The organism is Caballeronia calidae (genome assembly GCF_900044055.2).
Classification (GTDB): domain Bacteria; phylum Pseudomonadota; class Gammaproteobacteria; order Burkholderiales; family Burkholderiaceae; genus Caballeronia; species Caballeronia calidae.
In genome coordinates, this window is record NZ_FCOX02000037.1 from 1 (window position 1) to 18277 (window position 18277).

An 18277-nucleotide genomic window follows, 5' to 3' on the forward strand; every position below is an offset into this window, starting at 1 on the left:
TTCGCCTTGGCCAGCAGCGCATCGATCTGTTCTTTGAGTTCCAGCTCGGCTTTCTTCATCCGCTCGTAACTCATCGCCTTATGACGCGACGCATTGGCCTTGATCTTCGTGCCGTCAACGGCAATCGTCCCGAGCTTGACCAGTCCGCATTCCTTGGCCAGCTTCACCACTTGCACAAACAGGTCCGACAGTTCCTTCAAGTGAAAGGCGCGAAAGTCGCAAAGCGTGCGATGCGCCGGATAGTTGCCCGCGGCGAGGACCCGGAACGCGACATCTTCATGCAGCTTCCTGGCCAGCTTGCGCGACGAGAACACCCCGGTCGCATAGCCGTAGACGAGCACCTTCACCATCATCGCCGGATGAAAGGGTTGATTGCGCGGGCCGCCGCCCGCATACCGCGCATGGAAGCTTGACAGGTCGAGCGAATCCACCGTGTCGCTGATGTAATAGGCCAGGTGCCCTTCAGGCAGCCAGTCTTGCAGCGCGTGGGGCAGCAACATCTGCTGCTGCGGCTCGTAGGGAAGATAGCTTATTGGCATCTCCTAACAACGCTTACCCGGCTCGGCCGGATGACATCAGATTTCTGCCGCGCATACTCCTAGGCGGCGACGCGCCGGCTCTGCTGTCCTTCCTGTGCGTCCGCAGCGGACGAAGCGTTGGCGAGCGCATTGTCCAGCAACGCGAGCTTGCGTTGAAGCGATGCCACGCGCTGACTTTGCGAGGGAACGAGATCGTATTCGGCATCGAGCTGCGCGATGCGCATATCCCAATACTTGGCGGGGAGGCGTTCGGAGGCGGCGTTGCGCTCGACGAAGTTCGCCAGGACCATTTCCAGATGCAGGAGCTCACGCTCCGCGAGTTGGGCTGGCCGTCGCTGTCGAAACGCTGGGACGGTGGTTGCGTTGGCACTTCTCTTCATTTCGGGTGTTCCGGCTAGATTTGCAGAGACTCCCATTTAAGCAATCATTGTTCCGGAGAGGCGATTCAAAGCGCTTCAATTTGTTTCGAAATGAAACGACACGGCTTCGTTTCGTGGAAACACCGCGTCCGCAAACGTTTTCGTCTGGTTGCATCTCTCCCGCTTGCAGACTGGGATTGCCGGCGGTGAGGCCCGCTCTTACGCGCATAACGGATCGTGATACCCGGAAATTTCATGCAAACTTTTCAAACATATCGAGATATTCTCACGGACATGTTGAAGTCTAAATGCGAGTCGTTTTCATATGAAGAAAGTCGCGTTGTCGAGAGCGAATTGAAAGGAAAATCGCAGATATTTGCTTCGGGTAACTGATCTTTTTCGACGCGAGGAAAAGAGCGAATTTCGGACGCGCATTTATCCGGCAATTACCGGACTCGAATGAGCGATAAAACGGAGCGGCTTCCTCTCGCGAAACCACTCCGTGTCCTCAGAATAACTGCTCGGAGATCTGTAGACGCCGGATAGCTTAACAATGGCCGTAGCCGTGATTAACTGCATACGGCGCAATGGACCTCTTCGGAATCCGCAGTAATAACGTGGTCCACGTGCAACGGCGTATTCACGCCCACGCGCGCGTCTTGCCGGCTAAGCGATTGAGCTTAAAAGCATATGAAGGTCCTTCCGCACCGATTCGCAGGATCCGCAAAAGATTATTGCGTGCGATAGGCGGTCCAATTCACAGGCTCGTCGCATAAAGTGTGTCCCAGCTTCCCAGGGGCAAGCGGCCATCGATATGGCCTGTCAACCCCAGGAAGCTTTCGCTTTAAACAGGACACTAGAGAACCATGAAAAAAACCCTTCTCATCGCGGGCATTCTCGGCACGTTCGCAGCGGCAGCTCACGCGCAGAGCAGCGTCACCCTGTACGGCACGCTGGATGCAGGTCTCGTCTATACGAACAACGCCGGCGGCCATAACAACTGGCAGCAAGGCAGCGGCTCGGTTTCCGATACGTATTACGGCCTGAAAGGCAGCGAAGATCTCGGCGGCGGGTTGCACGCGCTCTTCAAGCTGGAGAGCGGCTTCAACCTCAATAATGGCCGTTACACCGAAAGCAATACGATGTTCAACCGCCAGGCGTATGTCGGCTTGCAGCACGATCAGTTCGGTACGGTAACGCTCGGCCGTCAATATGATTCGATGGTCGATTATCTGTCGCCGTTCTCGGAAGCAGGCGCGGGCTATGGCAATAATCTCGCCGCGCACCCGTTCGACAACGATAACCTCGATCATTCGTTCTCGATCAAGAACTCGGTCAAATATCAAAGCGCCAATTACGCGGGCGTCAAGTTCGGCGGCCTGTATGGCTTCTCGAACGACGCCGGCCAGTTCGCGAACAATCGCGCATGGAGCGTCGGCGCTTCGTACGGCAACGGCCCGTTGAATGTCGCCGCGGCCTATCTGCAGACGAACAACTCGCGCAACAACACGAACGCGAATGGCGCGGTCTCCGCTGGCCAGGGCAACAACGCCAATCTGACGGCCGAGTTGCAGCGCACGTTCGGCGCGGGCGTGGACTACACCTTCGGCCCGGCGACGGTCGGCTTCGTGTGGACCAACACGCACTACGACAACCTGCTCGCCGCGTCGCAAGGCGGCTCGACGTTCGCGTTGCCGGGCAACACGAACCTGCACCTGAACAACTTCGAGCTGAACGGCCGCTACGCGCTGACGCCGGCGCTGAGCCTCGACGCCGCGTACACGTACACGGACGGCAAGGTGACGGGCGGCAACGGCACGGGCGATCCGAAGTGGCACACGGTTTCGCTGCAAGCCGACTACTCGCTCTCGAAGCGCACCGACGTGTACGTCGAAGGCGTGTATCAGCATGCATCCGGCGATCTGGGCAACGCCGGCGCCAATGTCGCGATGATCAACACGCTGTCGCCTTCGTCGACGGGCAATCAGGTCGCCGCGACGGTGGGTCTGCGTCACCGCTTCTAAGCCGCCGATAAACAACAGGCAGCGTCGTAGAAACGAAACGGCCGCGATCGACGAGATCGCGGCCGTTTTGCATTTGCGCGCGCTACTTCCTGTCCTGCTCCGAGCGCCTGATGAGCTGGCCGATGTCGTGTCCCGCGCCGCCCGTGCCCGCGGCGAGCCGCGCCAGTGCGGTCGCGGCCGTGTCGCGGCGCACGCCGCTCTCGGGACGAAACTGCTTCGGCAGCGCCATGTAGAAGGTCGCGCCGCGATCGGGCGTGCCTTCGGCCCACGCCTTGCCGCCATGCCGCTCGATGATGCGCCGCACGTTCGCGAGCCCGATGCCGGTGCCGTCGAACTGTTCCTTCACATGCAGGCGCTGAAACACGCCGAAGAGCTTGTCGACGTAACGCATGTCGAAGCCCACGCCGTTGTCGCGCACGAAATACACGACATGACCGATCAGCTCGCCCGTGCCTTCGTGCGCGCCGATCTCGATCGCCGGCTGCTCGCGCTGCGCGCTGAACTTCACCGCGTTGGAAATGACGTTCGCGAACGCCACATGCAGAAAGACGTGATCGGCCTCGATGGACGGCAGCGCGTCCACCGTCCAGCGCACGCGCGACGACGCATGTTCGTCGATGTCGTTCTGAATCACCGCATGTGCGAGCGTGTGGACATCGACATTGTGCGGGCGCAGCGACGCGCGGCCGAGCTGGGCGAACGAAAGCAGATCGTCGACGAGACGGCCGCCGAAGCGCGCCGATGTCACGATGCGGTCGAGATAACCGCGTCCGCGCTCCGAAAGCCTGTCGCCGTCGATCTGCTGCAGCAGATCCGCGAAGCTCACGATATGACGCAGCGGCGCGCGCAGATCGTGCGACACCGTGTACGAGAAACCTTCGAGCTCGTGATTGGCGCGGCCGAGTTCGGTCGCGAGCTGCGCGATTTCCTCCGCGCGCCGCAACACGATGCCGAGCACCGCCGCGCGGAATTCGAGCGCGATCTCGCGTTCGGCGGGGCGCCACGGCAGCGAGCGGTTACGCACGACATCGGTCCACGTATCGAAGCTCACGCGCGGCGAAAGCGACGGTGCGAGGCCCGTGAGCTTCGCGCGCGGATCGCCGGCCCATTCGATCGTCTGCACGACTTCGCGGCGAAACCAGATCACATAGTTGCGATAGATCTTCGAGATCGACACCGCGAGAAAGCCCGCGACGTCCGGCGAATCGCGCAAGGCCGGGCAGTCCTGCGATGCGCGGTCCGAGATCACGACGTCCTCGCTCTGATCGTCGAGCCAGTCGACGAGCGCATGGACGTCATGCTCGCCCGGCGTCACGCCGACGAGCGACGTGCGCCCTTCGAAGATGACCGCCGCGCCCGACGAACGCGTGAAGCCGAGCAGATCGGGTGCATCGCCGACGAGCGCTTCGACGAAGCTGTCGGTGTTCGCCATCGACGAAAGCAGCTTCGACAGCATGCGGCGCAGTTCGAGCCGGTATTGCGCTTCGGCCTGCGTCTCGCGCGCCTCGATCTGCAGCGAAACGATCTGCGCCACATGCTCGCACGCGGTCCGCACTTCGAAGGGCGGCAGGCGCGGCGTCGCGTGATGACACGAGATGAGGCCCCACAGCGTGTCGTCGACGAGAATCGACATCGACATCGATGCGAGCGTGCCCATGTTGCGCATGTATTGCAGATGCACCGGCGACACGCTGCGCAAGGACGCGTAAGTGAGATCGGTGGGGCGGCCAGTCGCCGGATGCAGCGCGGGCACGAGCGGCGCGGCTTCGTAGTTCGCGTTCGCGATGAGCCGGATGCGATTCCTGCGATACAGCTCGCGCGCCTGAGCCGGAATGTCCGACGCCGGAAAGTGCTGATTCAGATACGACGGATAGCCCGGCTCGACGGCTTCCGCGAGCACGTTGCCGTGACCTTCCTCGTCGAACCGATAGACGAGGGTGCGTCCGAATCCGGTGATGCGCGCAATCTCCGTCGCGGCGAACTGGCAAAGCTGTTCGACCGTGCGCATCGATTGCACTTCCGTCACGAAGGAGCGCACGAGCGGGTAGATCGACGAGAACACCTCGGCGGTGTCCTGCGCCGGCTCGACCTCGACGAACAGCAGCCCGTCATGCCGATGCACGACGATCGCGACCGGACCGCGCGGCGTCCAGCCGTCGAGCACGGCGTTGCCTACGTGTGTCGCCGCGCCATCGCGCGTGAGCCCTTTGAGCCCCGCGCTGGCACGCTCGGCCGCGTGCTGTCCAAGCACCGTCGACAATGCGCGTCCGAGACATGCGTCGGACGCGATATGCGCGAACTGCGCGACGTTGCCGCTCACCTGAAGGATGTGGCAGTGCGCGTCCACGCTGAAGAGCACGCCATGAGGCTGAATACCGCCGGGAATGTGAATCGGCTCGCGCGCGCATTGCGCATGAGCCGACGCATCGAGCGAATCGGAGTCGGTGATGTCTGCTGCGGAGGGTTTGTCCATCATCGTCCTGACAAAGCGGTTTCGGCTGTCGATGAGCCGAGCATCCCTGAATCATAGATGCGTTGTGCGTTCGGAAGAAAGAATAGCGGCGCGTGATGACATGCATCGCGTGCGTGCGCGGTGATTTCTACTCGCCGCGCGTTTCGCCTCGCGTCATTTCTACGCGATGCACGCACGCGCAAAGAAGCAGCCATCACGCATGTTTCGCACGCACAGCGCCGTGGATGCGCGGGCTGCACGAAACGTTCCGCGCCGCGCGCTGATACCATTCGAAGCCCCACGCGAGAAACACCGGAGGTGACGTGCATCGGATTGCCGCGACGGCCTTATCGGTTGCGATCGTCTGCATCGTGTATGCGCGCGATGCCGCTGCGCAGTCGTATCGCGATGTCGCGCCGATCACGCCGCCTGCCGCGCAACGGCCGCGCGCATTGCCGTCGCCGCCGCAACCCGGCGACGGCTCGCAGGATATCGCGATTCAGGATCTGCGCGGCATCGCGTTCGCGCGTGCCGATGCCGATGCGCATGCGCCTGCCGCGGCGACGCAATCGGGCGCAGGCGGCGCGATCACGTCGACGGACGTGCCCCTGCTCACGCCCGACTTTCTCGATGGCTTCGCGGCCGATCTCCACAAGCCGCTGACCTTCGCGCGTCTCGCCGATATTCGCCGCGCGGTCGTGCAGCGCTATCGCACAGCGGGCCAGCCGCTCGTCGACGTGTACGTGCCCGAGCAGGACGTGAGCAGCGGCGTCGTGAAGATCGCGATCGCGGAGTTTCGCGCGGGACATGTGATACCGGAAGGCAATCGCTATTTCTCCGATGCGCTGCTCATGCGCGAGATGCCGCTTGCGAGCGGCGAGCCGATCCGCGAAGCCGATGTCGCGTCGGGACTCGCGCTCCTCAACGCGAATCCTTACCGTCGTGTCGATGTGATCTACGCGCCCGGCACCGCGCTCAACACGACCGATGTCGTGCTGCAAACCGAAGACCGCCTGCCGTTTCGCATCTACGGCGGCTACAACAACGACGGCGTGCGCGATCTCGGCCGCGACCGCATTCTCGCGGGATTCGACTACGGCAATCTGTTCGGCATCGATGCGCGCATCGGCTATCAGATGACCGCGAGTAACGATCTCCTGAGCGGCAATCCGGATATCGAAGGGCGGCCCGATCGTCCGCGTTACATCGCGCATGCGTTCAATGTGATCGCGCCGCTGCCGTGGCTCGATCGCGTCGAACTGTTCGGCGTGTTCGCCGAAAGCACGCCGCGCTTGCCCGATAGCTACGGGCAGACCGGCCTGAGTGCGCAGCTCAGCTTTCGATACGACTGGCGCCTGCCGCCGCTCGACAACGCGGGCGCCTGGCAGCAGCAAGTCCAGTTGGGCTACGACTTCAAGCGCTCGAACAACGACCTCGAATTCGGCGGCTTTCAGGTGTTCAATGCGAACACGCATATCCATCAGTTCGTGATCGCCTACGATCTTTCGAACAGCGATGCCACCGGCGATACGCATCTGAATGCATCGCTCTTTGCGAGTCCCGGCTACTTCGACAGCAGCAGCAACGACGAAGCCTACGATACCGCGCGGCTCGGCGCGACGCCGCGTTATCAATATCTGCAACTGTCCGCGCAGCGCGACCTGTCGCTCGGCAAGTCGGGATTTTCGGTGTCGGCGCGCGGGCTCGTTCAATGGACCGGCAGCACGCTTTTGCCGAGCGAAGAGCTCGGCCTCGGCGGAGATGCCACCGTGCGCGGCTACGAGCCCTACGCGGCCCAGGGCGATCGCGGGTGGAATGTGCAGACGGAGCTGCGCGCCCCGGCGATGTCGTGGGGCATCGCGGCGATGCAGCCGTTCGTGTTCTTCGATGCGGGCCACGTGTGGAATCGCATCCCCGAAGCGGGCGAGGTCAACAATGCGTCGCTGGCGAGCGTCGGAGCGGGCGTTCGTATGCAGATCGGGCGCTTCGTGAGCTTTCGGGGAACGTATGGGTTTCCATTGAAAGCGGTGGTGCCGAACGGATCGAAGGCGCCGTTGGGCGAGATATTCATCGTGATCGGAAGTTAGCGCACCGGACGGCGCGCCGGGCCGTCCGATGCGCGCGCTTCAAGGCTGCGCCTGCTGCCACTGCAGGACGGGATGCGTCGCGCCGGCGGGCATCGCCCAGACGCCGCCCGCCGGGATGTTCCAGTCGAGGAAGTTGGACGCGTTGCTCATCTGCGCCGTGGTGAGTCCGTTCGAATCGGGGGGCACGGTGCCGGAGTTCGATCCGGCGGCCTTCGTCCGGATCGTCGTGACCTTGTTCCAGTAGACGTTGTTATGGATCGCGCCCTGGTTGTAGCCCGCGATCCCGCCTTCCGGATCGCCCGGAGGCCCGCCGCCGCCGACTTGTCCCACCGCGAACGATTCATTGATGACGCCCTTGGCGCCGTTGGTGTACACCAGTCCGCCGCCGCCGAATCCGCCAACGCCGCCGGTCGCATAAGACTGCGTGATCAGTCCGTTGTTGTACGCGACCAGACCGCCGGTCGAGCCATGACTGCCGCCGCGCGTGGCGCCGGTCGCATACGATTGCGCGATCGTGCCGTTGTTCACGCCGACGAGCCCGCCCGCCGGGATCTGAAAGCCGACATCCGCCGTGCTCGACGAACGCTCGACGACCCCGTTGTTCAAGCCGACGACCCCGCCCGCGCCGAAGCCGCCGAAGCCGTTTTGCCCGACACTCCCCGTCGTGTTGACGTAGGTGACGAGGCCGTCGTTCTGCCCCGCGAGCAGGCCGAGCGGCCCCGACGTGGAGCCGCCCGTGGTGCTGTTCGTGAGATTCAGATTACGCACGACGCCGCTCGCGCCGATCACGCCGAACATGCCGGCGTACTTGCTCGTGTAATCCGACTGCGTCCGAAGCTTGTCGATGGTGTGGCCGAAGCCGTCGAACTGGCCGGTGAAGGGCGCGGTCGTCGTCAGGCCGATCGGCGTGAAGGAGTTGGGATAGAGCGTGCCGCTCGCGTCGATATTCTTGCCGAGCGCATAGTTGCCCGCGAGATTCTGCGACACCTTTTGCAGATCCGCGAGATTGTTCACGAGCTTGTACGCGGTCACCTGCGTGCGGAGCCCGCTGAACGGCGCGGCGCTCCAGCCGCTGTTCGTGAGCACGGTGCCGGGCGCGTAGCTGCCGTTCATGTCATAGAGCGCGCTGACGATGCCGCCGCTCTTCGACCAGTCGATCGTGCCGCCGTTCGTCACGCTGCCGCCGTTGCCGATGCCGTTCGCGTCGGCGCGCAGCGTGAGATTGCCGTTGCCCGTGTTGCCGATGGCCGCGCCGGTGCCGATCGTCACGCTGTGCGCCGCGCCGAGCGTGAGCGATGCATTGCCGTTCCACCGGACGTTGCCGGCTACGGCGAGATCGCCGCCGCTGGCTTCGGCATCGACGGAGGTGCCGTTGCCCAGACTGCGCGCGAGCGCGTCCGCGTTCGCCTGATCGACCGTGAACGTCGGTGCGCCGAGCTTCCACGTGCGCGCCTGCACGTTGGCGCCCGCGAGCTCGAGCGTATTGGCGCGCGTTTCGACCGTGCCGCCGCTGCCGTCCGCGTTCCTCGCGGCGATGTTGCCGTTCACGTGGACCGTGCCCTTGTCGGCGACGAGCCATACGTGGCCGTCGCGTGTCGTGGTGCCGGTCGCGCGGATCGCGCTGCTGTTGCCCGCGAGCGCGTAGACGTTGCCATCGGCGGCCTGCAGGCTGGCTTGCGCCGCCTGGATCGCGCCGGCGTTCAGCGCCGTGCCGCCGCTGCCCGCCTGCACGAAGACCTGCTGTGCGCCGGACGCGTCCTGCAAGAGCACCTGGCTGCCCGTCGCGAGCTCGGCCGTGCCCTTCGTCGCGCTGATGCTGCCGAAATTCGCCGTGAGCGTGCGCGATACGAGGAACACATCGCCGCCGGACGATCCGATCTTGCCGAGATTGATGACGGCGCCGTTCCCGCCGCCCGAGAGCGTGAGCGGGCCGCCGTTCATGAACGCGTCGCTGCCGATGTCCAGCGCCGACGCGACGAAGCGCCCGCCCGTCGCGACGACCCCGCCCGGCCCGACCAGCACGCCCTGTGGATTGACGAGGTAAACGCTGCCCGTCGCGTTGAGCTGGCCGAGGATCACTGAAGGATCGCCGCCCGTCACGCGATTGAGCGTCGCGCCGTTGCCGTTGTTGAAGGTCACCTGCCGCCCGCCGCCGATGGAAAAGCTGTTCCAGTCGATCACACCGCGCGACGACGTCTGATTGATCGTCACCGACTGGTCGCCGCCGTTGATCGCGCCGCCGCCTTTGACGAATTGGCCGCCGCTCGGCAGGGGTGGCGCGGCATCGGCGAGATTCGCGCACGCGAGTCCCGCGACGAGCGGCACGAGCACCGCGAGCGGCCGCAGGCGTGCGCGTTGAATTCGGGAATGGGGAAGAAGCGGACGATTGCTGCGCTGCATATCACCCTCCGATCAGTGTCGATTGTTGTCATCGTTTTGGCCGCTGACGGTGTAGCCGCTTGCCGCCCGGTGATCCGGAACATGGCCGGGGAGGCGTGGACATCGATGTGCAGGCAGGCGCGCCGATGGTAGCGCCGCGCGTTGAGCGCCAATGTGGGGTTCCGCACATTCTTGCGGGTCAAAAAAATGACGATACGCGGACGCGAGACGCGCCGGGACGCGCTCGCGGGGCGGCACGAAAATTGAATGTCGAATTTGACTGAGGGAAGAGGGAAGGCGCGTCAGGGCGATGGCTTGCGGCCGCTCGTCAACTGGACCCGGCACTCGTGATAGACGCGCTGCACGAGCGCGCTGTCGTAGTCGAGATCCTCGCCTTCGAGAATGCGCTCGATGTCGCCGCGGGAGGCATCGGCGTCGAGCATCGTCGAGAAGCGCGCGGCGAGCGCCTGCGCCGCAACCGAAAGCTTCGCGGTCTCGATCCAGTCGGCCGCGCGATGATGCCGCTCCAGCCAGCGATGCGCCGCGCGCACCTGAAACGAGATATCGGGCCAGGCGCCTTCGATGTAGTACGCGCCGAGAAATCCGCATGTGAGCCAGCACAGCAGATGCACCCGGTCGTCGGGTCCGAGGGGATAGCGCACTTGGTTCATGATGGCGGCATCCAGATGACCCTTCGGAATGACGCATCGACGATAGCACGCCGCGCACATGCCCGACATGCGGCTTGCGTATGTCCCGACGCGGCCCGCATGCTCACGTAAGCAGCTAACTTAGGCGGCGCTCGACGCGCGCCGCGACATCAGATCGTGACGGTCACGACGAGCCCGCGCGGCGTGGCATCCGCGAGTTCGATCGTCGCGCCCATGCGCGCCGCGATCGTGCCGACGATCGAGAGCCCGAGGCCCGAGCCGTCCACATCGCTGCCGAGCACGCGATAGAACGGATCGAACACGCGCGCGCGTTCCCCGGGCGCGATGCCGGGGCCGCTGTCCTCCACGCGAATCCAGGGCCGCGCGTTCGCGATGCCCGTCGCGAGATCCACGCGGCCGCCTTCCGGCGTATAGCGGATCGCGTTCTCGACCAGATTCTTCACCATGATCGTGAGATCGGCCTGCGGCGCGTGAATGAAAACATCCTCGACGCTCGACACGCCGATGTCGATCTGCTTCGCCTCCGCGAGCGGCATCAGGTCTTCCAGCACGTTGCGAAAGACTTCCTGCACGCGCAGGCGCGTGGCGTCCGCGTCGGTGCGTTGCTGCAGGCGTGCGAGCGTCAACAGTTGATGCAGCAGCGAGCGCGTGCGCGCGAGACCGCGTCTGAGCGCGTCGAGCCGCTCGCGTGCCGAATCGGGCAATTCGGAAGCGTTGAGGCGCTCGGCCTGCAGCGACAGCGCGGTCAGCGGCGAACGCAGTTCGTGCGCGGCATCGGCGACGAAGCGGCGCTGCACCGCCACCGATGCCTCCACGCGCGCGAGCAGCCGGTTGATCGCGACGACGAACGGCGCGATCTCGCTCGGCAGCGCGTCGCCGGACAGCGCGGAGAGATCGTGCTCGGGCCGCGTGTCGAGGCCGGCGGAGAGCGCGGCGAGCGGCCGGAACATGCGCCCCACGATCAGATGCAGCGCCGCCAGCAGCACGAGCGCGAGCGCGGCGAAGGGCATCACGGTGGCGAGCGCGCTGTTGCGGGCGATTTCATCGCGGCCCTTCGTCTTCTGAGCGATCACGACGCGCGTGCCGTCATCGAGCGTCTCGATGGCGAGACGCCACGGCGTGCCGTCGACGATCGCGTTCTGCAAGCCGTCGGGCAAATCCGGCGCGACCGCGAGCGGCGCGCGCTCGCCGATCGTCTGGATGACGAGCTTCGCTTCCGGCTCCGCGCCCGCGACCCGGGCGAGCGCTTCGCGTTCCATTACCGGGAGGGTGCGCGGCGTGACGAGCGCGGCGATCTGCTTGAGCTGGCCGTCCTGCAACTCGTTGGCCTCATGAAGCGCCGTCTTGTACGCGATGACGCCGCCCACCGCCGCGATCGCGACGATGAGCGCCGACAGCCAGGCCGACAGCCTGAACTGGAGCGAGCGCGTCATGACTGCTTCGAGACCATCCAGCCGACGCCGCGCACGTTCTTGATCGCGGTGGCGCCGAGCTTCTTGCGCAGCGAGTGAATCAGGAATTCGACGGCGTTGCTCTCCACTTCCTCGTTCCAGCCGTAGATGCGGTCTTCCAGCTCCGCGCGCGAGAGGATCGCGCCGGGGCGGAGCATCAGCGCCTGCAGGAGCGCGAATTCGCGGCTGGAAAGGCGCGTGGCGGTATCGCCGGACGTGGCTTCGCGGGTTGCCGGATCGAGCGTGAGCACGCCGTTCGTCATGATCGGCGCGGCCTGTCCGCCACGGCGGCGGATCACGGCGCGCATGCGCGCTCGCAGCTCGGCGATATCGAAGGGCTTGATGAGGTAATCGTCGGCGCCTTCATCGAGGCCGCGGATGCGGTCTTCGACGGAATCGCGCGCAGTGATGATGATGATCGGCACGTGATTCGCCCCGCGGCGCACGGTGCGCAGCACGTCGAGGCCATCGGCGCCGGGCAGGCCGAGGTCGAGCAGGATGGCGTCGTAGACGTGTGTCGCGAAACTCGTGAGCGCGAGCTTGCCGTCGCGCACCCAGTCGACGGCGTAGCTGCTTTCGCGCAGTTCGTCCTGAACGGCTTCGCCGATCATATGATCGTCTTCGACGAGCAATACCCTCATGGCGTGTCTCCGTGCGGTCATGGGTTCGGACCACGCGAAGCGGTGCGGGGCGGCGAGTGAGTCATCTTGCGGTGCATTCGCGTTCACGAAAGTCGCAAGGTTAGTGGAGGAAAGCTTAGGAGATGCTTAGGTGAGCGGCGCCGCCCGCCCGCACGTGCGGTGCGGACGGCGCATTTCGATTCGGACTACGCCGCGTCAGAATGCGTGCCGCAACGCCACGCGCGCGACGAATTGCTCCGAGTTCGACGACAAACCCTGCGCGCCCGGAATGTACGCCTGATCCATCACCGAATCGGTCGATTTGCCCGCGATCTTCTGATACGCGCCCTGCACGTACACATCGGTGCGCTTGGACAGGGCGTAATCGGCCATCAGACCGGCCGAGTGGATGCGCGGTTTCACGGTGCCCGCGGTCGAATCGTAGGTCTCGATCGAGTACACGTATTGCGCGCCGACGAAGAATGCCGGCGTGAACTGATACTTCCCGTTCACTTCGAAGTTCTGATACCTGAGGTTCTTCAAGGCATTGCCGTCCGATGCGAGCGGCAGGCCGATATACCCGTTCGTCACCGGATCGCGATAGCTCGAGTTCGTGTACGCAAAGCCCGCCGTCGCGCTGCCGAACGTGTAGTTGATGCCCGCGCCGAAGATCTGCATGCGCGATGCGATGAAGCTCGCATCGTTCGTCGCGATCGCGCCGTTGGTGGTCAGCCCCGTGCCGTCCGCGCGCAGGTAAGCCGCGCCGAACAGCAGGCCGCCGTTCGCATACGATGCGCCGACGCTGTATTGGCGGTTGTTCGCGAAGTTCGTGTCGTTGCTGAAGCTGTACGTGCCGCCGAACTGCAGGCCGCCGATCGACGGGCTCGTGTACTTCACCGTGTTGTTCACGCGGAACGAGTTGTCGGTGTTGTCGTTGTCGAACGGATGCGCCAGGAGATAGCCGCCCCAGTTGCCGTTGGCCGTCGTCGGCGCGAGATAGTCGACGACGGAATCGTACTGGCGGCCAAACTTGACCGAACCGAAGCGCTGATTGCTCACGCCGACATAAGCCTGCCGGCCGAACATGCGGCCGCCTTGCCCGGCCGCGCCGTTGCTGATGTTCACGCCGCTTTCCAGCTGGAATACGGCCTTCGTTCCGCCGCCCAGATCCTCGACGCCGCGCACGCCCCAGCGGCTGCCCGACGCGTAGCCGCTCGTGAGTTCATAGACATGCTGCCCGCCGACGTTGCTCGTGTAGTCGAACCCTTCGTCGAGGATGCCATACAAGGTGACGCTGCTTTGCGCATAGGAGGACGAGGCGATGCACGCGAGTGCGGCCAGCGAAATTGCTTTGATTCTCATGAAAGTCTCAAGTCTTTTACTTTTTCGTGAAGAAGTCCCAACCATCGAAGGAGGCGGCATCACGAGCGACGGATTGTGCGCGACGCAAGAGAGGCTGCAAAAGGATTTAGTCGAACAGCAATCGTGAGTTTTTCGAATGTTCTTCCAGAAAATTCTTCGCTTGTCGTTGCAGCGCGACGCACGGAAAAATGAGCCGCAAATGCGTTGGAATGCCGCAGGCGTGGCCCGCGATGCGCCCGCGCACAGCAATCAAGGAAACCGCCAGACATGAAGCTAGAACGGAATTTCGTGAACGGACGTTTCATCGAGCCCGTGAGCGATGACGTCACTGCCGTCCTGAACCCCGCGACCGAAGCGCTGCTGGGCCACGTTCGGAACGCATCGCGCGAAGAGGCGCTGATGGCCGTCGAGCAGGCCGCCGAGGCGCAACGCCTGTGGCGCCTGATGCCCGCCGCCGAGCGCGCCGCGCACATGCAGCGCCTCGCGGATGCGATCGTCGACGCCTCCGCCGATATCGGCGCCGCGCTCGCGATGGAGTCCGGCAAGAGCCTGATCGACGCGACCAACGAAGCCGTCTACGCCGCGCAGATCACGCGCTATCACGCGGAATGGGCGCGCCGCATCGAAGGCGAAGTCATTCCGAGCGATACGCCGAACGAGAACCTCGTGCTGCATCGCGAGCCGATCGGCGTGGTCGCGTGCCTGATTCCGTTCAACTTCCCGATCTACACGCTGATGCGCAAGGTCGCGCCCGCGCTGATCGCGGGCAATACGGTCGTCGTGCGTCCGAGCAACAACACGCCGCTGTCGGCGTTCGAGCTCGCGCGGGCCGTCGAGCGCGCGGCGCTGCCGGCGGGCGTCGTCAATATTCTCGCGATGGATCACGCGACGGCCGAAGCCGTCTGCACGCATCCGAAGGTCGGCATGATCACGCTGACGGGCAGCGTCAACGCGGGCCGCAAGGTGCTCGAATACTGCAAGGCGAACATCGCGAAGCCCTCGCTGGAGCTTGGCGGCAAGACGCCCGCGATCGTCGAGCCGGACGCCGATCTGCCGAAGGCCGCGCGCGAGCTCGTCGCGTCGAAGCTCACGCACAGCGGCCAGCTTTGCACGGCCATCGAGCGCGTGTATGTGCACGAAAGCATCCACGATGCGTTCGTCGGCCTGTTGCGCGAACAGATGAACGCGAAGCAGATCGGCGATCGTTACGAGGACGCGAACTGCATGGGCCCGCTCGTGAACAAGGCGTCGCGCGACGGCGTTCACGCGATGGTCCGCCGCGCGGTCGAAGCGGGCGCGAAGCTGGAAACCGGCGGCGAAGTGCCGGGCCGCAAGGGCTTCTTCTATCCGCCGACGCTGCTGTCGAACTGCCGCCAGGACATGGAGATCGTGCAGGAAGAGACCTTCGGCCCCGTGCTCGCGGTGCTGAAGTACCGCACGATCGACGAAGCGCTCGCGATGGCGAACGATCATCAGTTCGGCCTTTCGTCGGTGCTCTATACCGAGAACTATCGCACCGCGATGAAGGTGGCCAACGCGATCGAAGCCGGCGAGCTCTATATCAACCGCACGCCGGCCGATCCGTACCAGGGCTTCCACGCCGGCTGGAAGCGCTCCGGCATCGGCGGCGACGACGGCAAGCACGGCATGCTCGAGTTCACGCAGACGCGTCTCGTCGTCATGAAGTACTGATTCTCGCGGCCATCGCCGGCCGCATTCGCTTTTTCATCGTCAACAAAAACATATTGAAGGCTCAGCCGCGCGGCTTCCGCACGCCGCGCGCCGCTGCCTTTCAAGGAGCACCTCCGTGTCATCGAATCCCGCTCAATCAGGCCAGAGCCTGACCGCGCCGCGCGAAGCCACGCGCGCGAACCGCTACCTGCAGCTTGCGCTGCTCGTGATCGCCGCGGGCGCCATCTACCCGATTCTGTATCTGCGGCAGGTGTATCAGCCGACGATGCTCGAAGTCTTTCACATCACCGAATCGCAACTCGGCTATCTGTACTCCGCGCTCGGCACGATCTTTCTCGTCTGCTATCTGCCGAGCGGCTGGCTCGCGGACCGCGTCGCGCCGCGCGTGCTCATCAGCTTTTCGCTGATCGCGACGGGCGCGCTCGGGCTGTGGTACTCGACGGCGCCGTCGTTCGCCTCGCTGATCGTGATCTTCGGCGGCTGGGGCCTGACGACGGGCCTCACGTTCTGGGCCGCCATCATCAAGCGCGTGTCGCTGATCGCGGGCACCGACGAGCAAGGCCGCTTCTTCGGCTTCCTCGACGGCGGGCGCGGGCTGATCGAAGCGCTGCTCGCGACCATCGCGATCACGCTGTTCGCATGGTTCACGCAGACGCGCGGCGAATCGACGGCGGCCGGGTTTCGCCTCGTCGTCTATCTGTACGCGTTCCTGTGCATCGGGCTCGGCGTGGTGCTCGGCCTCGTGCGCGATCCGGAAGGCGCGCAGCCCGCGCAAGCCGCGCGCGAGAAGCGCAACGCGTTGCGCGACCTCGCCGTGCTGCTGAAGAACCCGCAACTGCTGCTGCTATCGGCGATCGTGTTCTGCGGCTATCAGGTGTTCTGGGCGACGTACAGCTTCTCCGCCTATCTGCATGAGAAGGAGATCGGCTTGTCGGTGGTCGCGGCGGGCTTCATCACCACGGCCAAGCTGTGGATGCGCCCGATCGGCGGCATCGGCGGCGGCTTTCTCGGCGATCGCTTCTCGAAGACGTCCGTGCTCGTGTTCGCGCTGTTCGCGGCCGCCGCGTCGCTGCTCGTGCTGATGGCCGCGCCGTCGATCGGCAGCCACGCGCTCATCGCGGTGGTCGTGCTCTTCATCGGCGTGATGACCTACGCGATTCGCGGCCTCTACTGGTCGCTGCTCGATCAATGCAAGGTGCCCGCGGAAACGATGGGCCTCGCCATCGGCCTCGTCTCGGTGATCGGCTATTCGCCCGATGCCGTGCTGCCGCTCGTCAACGGCTATCTCACGCAGAACTATCCGGGCGCGCACGGCTATCAGCTCTACTTCGGCTACATCGCGTGCATGTCGGCGCTGGGCGGCGTGGCCGGGCTCGTCTTCAAACATCGACTGAACAAACTGGGAGCGCAACAATGAAGATCGCCGCGCTGGAAACGTATGTCGTCGCGGTGCCGCCACCGCATATCGGCGGCATGTACTGGATTTTCGTGAAGCTGCGCACGGCATGCGGCATCGAGGGCGTCGGCGAGATCTACTCCGCGACGTTCCATCCGAAAGCGATGACACCGATCATCGAAGACGTGTTCGAGCGCTATCTGCTCGGTCACGATCCGCATCATGTCGAGCGCTTCTATCGCGAGGCGTATTCGAGCGGCTTCACGCAGCGCCCCGATCTCACGATGATGGGCGTCGTCAGCGGCCTCGAAATGGCATGCTGGGACATCATCGGCAAGGCGGCGGGCAAGCCCGTCTACGAACTCCTCGGCGGCCGCGTGCACGAGCGCCTGCGTTCGTACACGTATCTCTATCCGAAGAACAGCCGCGGCGAATACGACTACGACGATCCCGATCTCGCCGCCGAATGCGCCGCGCACAACGTCGCGCTGGGCTTCACGGCGGTGAAGTTCGATCCGGCAGGCCCGTACACCGCGTACTCCGGACATCAGATTTCGCTCGAAGTGATGGACCGCTGCGAGACCTTCTGCCGCAAGGTGCGCGAGGCGGTTGGCAGCAAGGCCGATCTGCTGTTCGGCACGCACGGCCAGATGGTGCCGTCCTCGGCGATCCGTCTCGCGCAGCGCCTCGAAAAGTTCGATCCGCTGTGGTTCGAGGAGCCGGTGCCGCCGGGGCAGGAAGGCGCGATGGCGCAGGTCGCGGAGAAGACCAGCATTCCGATCGCGGCGGGCGAGCGTCTCACGACGAAGTACGAATTCTTCAAGCTGCTCGAAGCGCGCGCCGCGTCGATTCTGCAGTTCAACGTCGGGCGCGTGGGCGGCCTGCTCGAAGCGAAGAAGATCGCGAGCCTCGCCGAGGTGTATTACGCGCAGATCGCGCCGCATCTCTACAACGGTCCCGTGGGCGCGGCGGCGAGCATTCAGATCGCCGCGTGCTCGCCGAATTTCCTGATTCAGGAAAGCATCGGCACGTGGGACGGTTTCCACGCGGATGTGCTCGAGACGAAGATCCGCTGGGAAGACGGCTACATCATTCCGTCGACGGAGCCGGGTCTCGGCGTCGAGCTGAACATGGACGTCGTGCGCGCGCATACGCCGTACACGGGCGAGCGCCTGCATCTGCAGATGGCCGCGAAGCCCGCCGACGTGAAGGATCTCGCGCCCGCGAAGGGCTGAAGGCAAAGCA

Annotated in this window: 14 protein-coding genes; 6 read left to right on the top strand and 8 right to left on the bottom strand. The window is 64.5% G+C overall.

Going from position 1 to position 18277, the window contains the following annotated elements; all coding sequences use genetic code 11:
• Together AWB78_RS27535 and AWB78_RS27540 are read right to left on the bottom strand one after the other, a co-directional pair.
• Positions 1 to 539, bottom strand: a 539-nt coding sequence (locus AWB78_RS27535; RefSeq protein WP_198399358.1) for a transposase, incomplete at its 3' end; no start/stop codon positions are given.
• A gap of 59 nt (positions 540 to 598) precedes the next feature.
• The gene (locus AWB78_RS27540; protein ID WP_074173547.1) at positions 599 to 919 is read right to left on the bottom strand and encodes a hypothetical protein; all 321 of its coding nucleotides are present in this window, start codon (positions 917 to 919) and stop codon (positions 599 to 601) included.
• 845 nt (positions 920 to 1764) lie between these two features.
• Between AWB78_RS27540 and AWB78_RS27545 the strand changes: the two genes are divergently transcribed.
• A complete protein-coding gene (locus AWB78_RS27545) occupies positions 1765 to 2922 on the top strand; it encodes a porin (protein WP_062609211.1) in 1158 nt (385 codons plus the stop codon).
• Positions 2923 to 3004: 82 nt separating this feature from the next.
• On the opposite strand, the gene AWB78_RS27550 is transcribed toward AWB78_RS27545, so the two are convergent.
• On the bottom strand, positions 3005 to 5395 hold the full coding sequence (locus AWB78_RS27550; RefSeq protein ID WP_082883440.1) for an ATP-binding protein: 2391 nt from the start codon (positions 5393 to 5395) through the stop codon (positions 3005 to 3007).
• A 311-nt stretch (positions 5396 to 5706) separates the two neighbouring features.
• Here AWB78_RS27550 and AWB78_RS27555 point away from each other — a divergent pair, with 311 nt between their 5' ends.
• Positions 5707 to 7461 carry a ShlB/FhaC/HecB family hemolysin secretion/activation protein gene (locus tag AWB78_RS27555; protein ID WP_062609310.1) on the top strand — a complete coding sequence of 585 codons (1755 nt, stop codon included), beginning with the start codon at positions 5707 to 5709 and terminating at the stop codon, positions 7459 to 7461.
• A gap of 39 nt (positions 7462 to 7500) precedes the next feature.
• On the opposite strand, the gene AWB78_RS27560 is transcribed toward AWB78_RS27555, so the two are convergent.
• The 5 genes from AWB78_RS27560 to AWB78_RS27580 form a co-directional block, all read right to left on the bottom strand.
• Positions 7501 to 9861: a beta strand repeat-containing protein gene (locus AWB78_RS27560; protein WP_062609214.1), complete on the bottom strand. Its 2361-nt coding sequence runs from the start codon at positions 9859 to 9861 to the stop codon at positions 7501 to 7503.
• Positions 9862 to 10142: 281 nt separating this feature from the next.
• The gene (locus AWB78_RS27565) at positions 10143 to 10511 is read right to left on the bottom strand and encodes a hypothetical protein (RefSeq protein WP_062609312.1); all 369 of its coding nucleotides are present in this window, start codon (positions 10509 to 10511) and stop codon (positions 10143 to 10145) included.
• Between the two features lie 149 nt (positions 10512 to 10660).
• Positions 10661 to 11944 carry an ATP-binding protein gene (locus tag AWB78_RS27570; RefSeq protein WP_062609216.1) on the bottom strand — a complete coding sequence of 428 codons (1284 nt, stop codon included), beginning with the start codon at positions 11942 to 11944 and terminating at the stop codon, positions 10661 to 10663.
• Positions 11941 to 12603, bottom strand: a complete 663-nt coding sequence (locus AWB78_RS27575) for a response regulator transcription factor (protein ID WP_062609218.1) — start codon at positions 12601 to 12603, stop codon at positions 11941 to 11943. The genes AWB78_RS27570 and AWB78_RS27575 overlap by 4 nt, the downstream gene beginning before the upstream one ends.
• Before the next feature lie 195 nt (positions 12604 to 12798).
• Entirely contained in the window at positions 12799 to 13944 is a 1146-nt protein-coding gene (locus AWB78_RS27580) for a porin (protein ID WP_062609219.1), read from the bottom strand.
• Positions 13945 to 14080: 136 nt separating this feature from the next.
• Here AWB78_RS27580 and AWB78_RS49385 point away from each other — a divergent pair, with 136 nt between their 5' ends.
• From AWB78_RS49385 to AWB78_RS27595, 4 genes are all read left to right on the top strand, one after another.
• Complete coding sequence (locus AWB78_RS49385) at positions 14081 to 14215, top strand: hypothetical protein (RefSeq protein ID WP_269768952.1); 135 nt, start codon at positions 14081 to 14083, stop codon at positions 14213 to 14215.
• Positions 14212 to 15636 (top strand): aldehyde dehydrogenase, encoded by a 1425-nt coding sequence (gene aldA, locus AWB78_RS27585; RefSeq protein WP_062609221.1) that lies wholly within the window; start codon positions 14212 to 14214, stop codon positions 15634 to 15636. The genes AWB78_RS49385 and aldA overlap by 4 nt, the downstream gene beginning before the upstream one ends.
• Positions 15637 to 15751: 115 nt before the next feature.
• A complete protein-coding gene (locus AWB78_RS27590; protein ID WP_062609223.1) occupies positions 15752 to 17053 on the top strand; it encodes an MFS transporter in 1302 nt (433 codons plus the stop codon).
• The gene (locus AWB78_RS27595) at positions 17050 to 18267 is read left to right on the top strand and encodes a mandelate racemase/muconate lactonizing enzyme family protein (protein WP_062609225.1); all 1218 of its coding nucleotides are present in this window, start codon (positions 17050 to 17052) and stop codon (positions 18265 to 18267) included. The genes AWB78_RS27590 and AWB78_RS27595 overlap by 4 nt, the downstream gene beginning before the upstream one ends.
• The last annotated feature ends 10 nt before the right edge of the window (positions 18268 to 18277 follow it).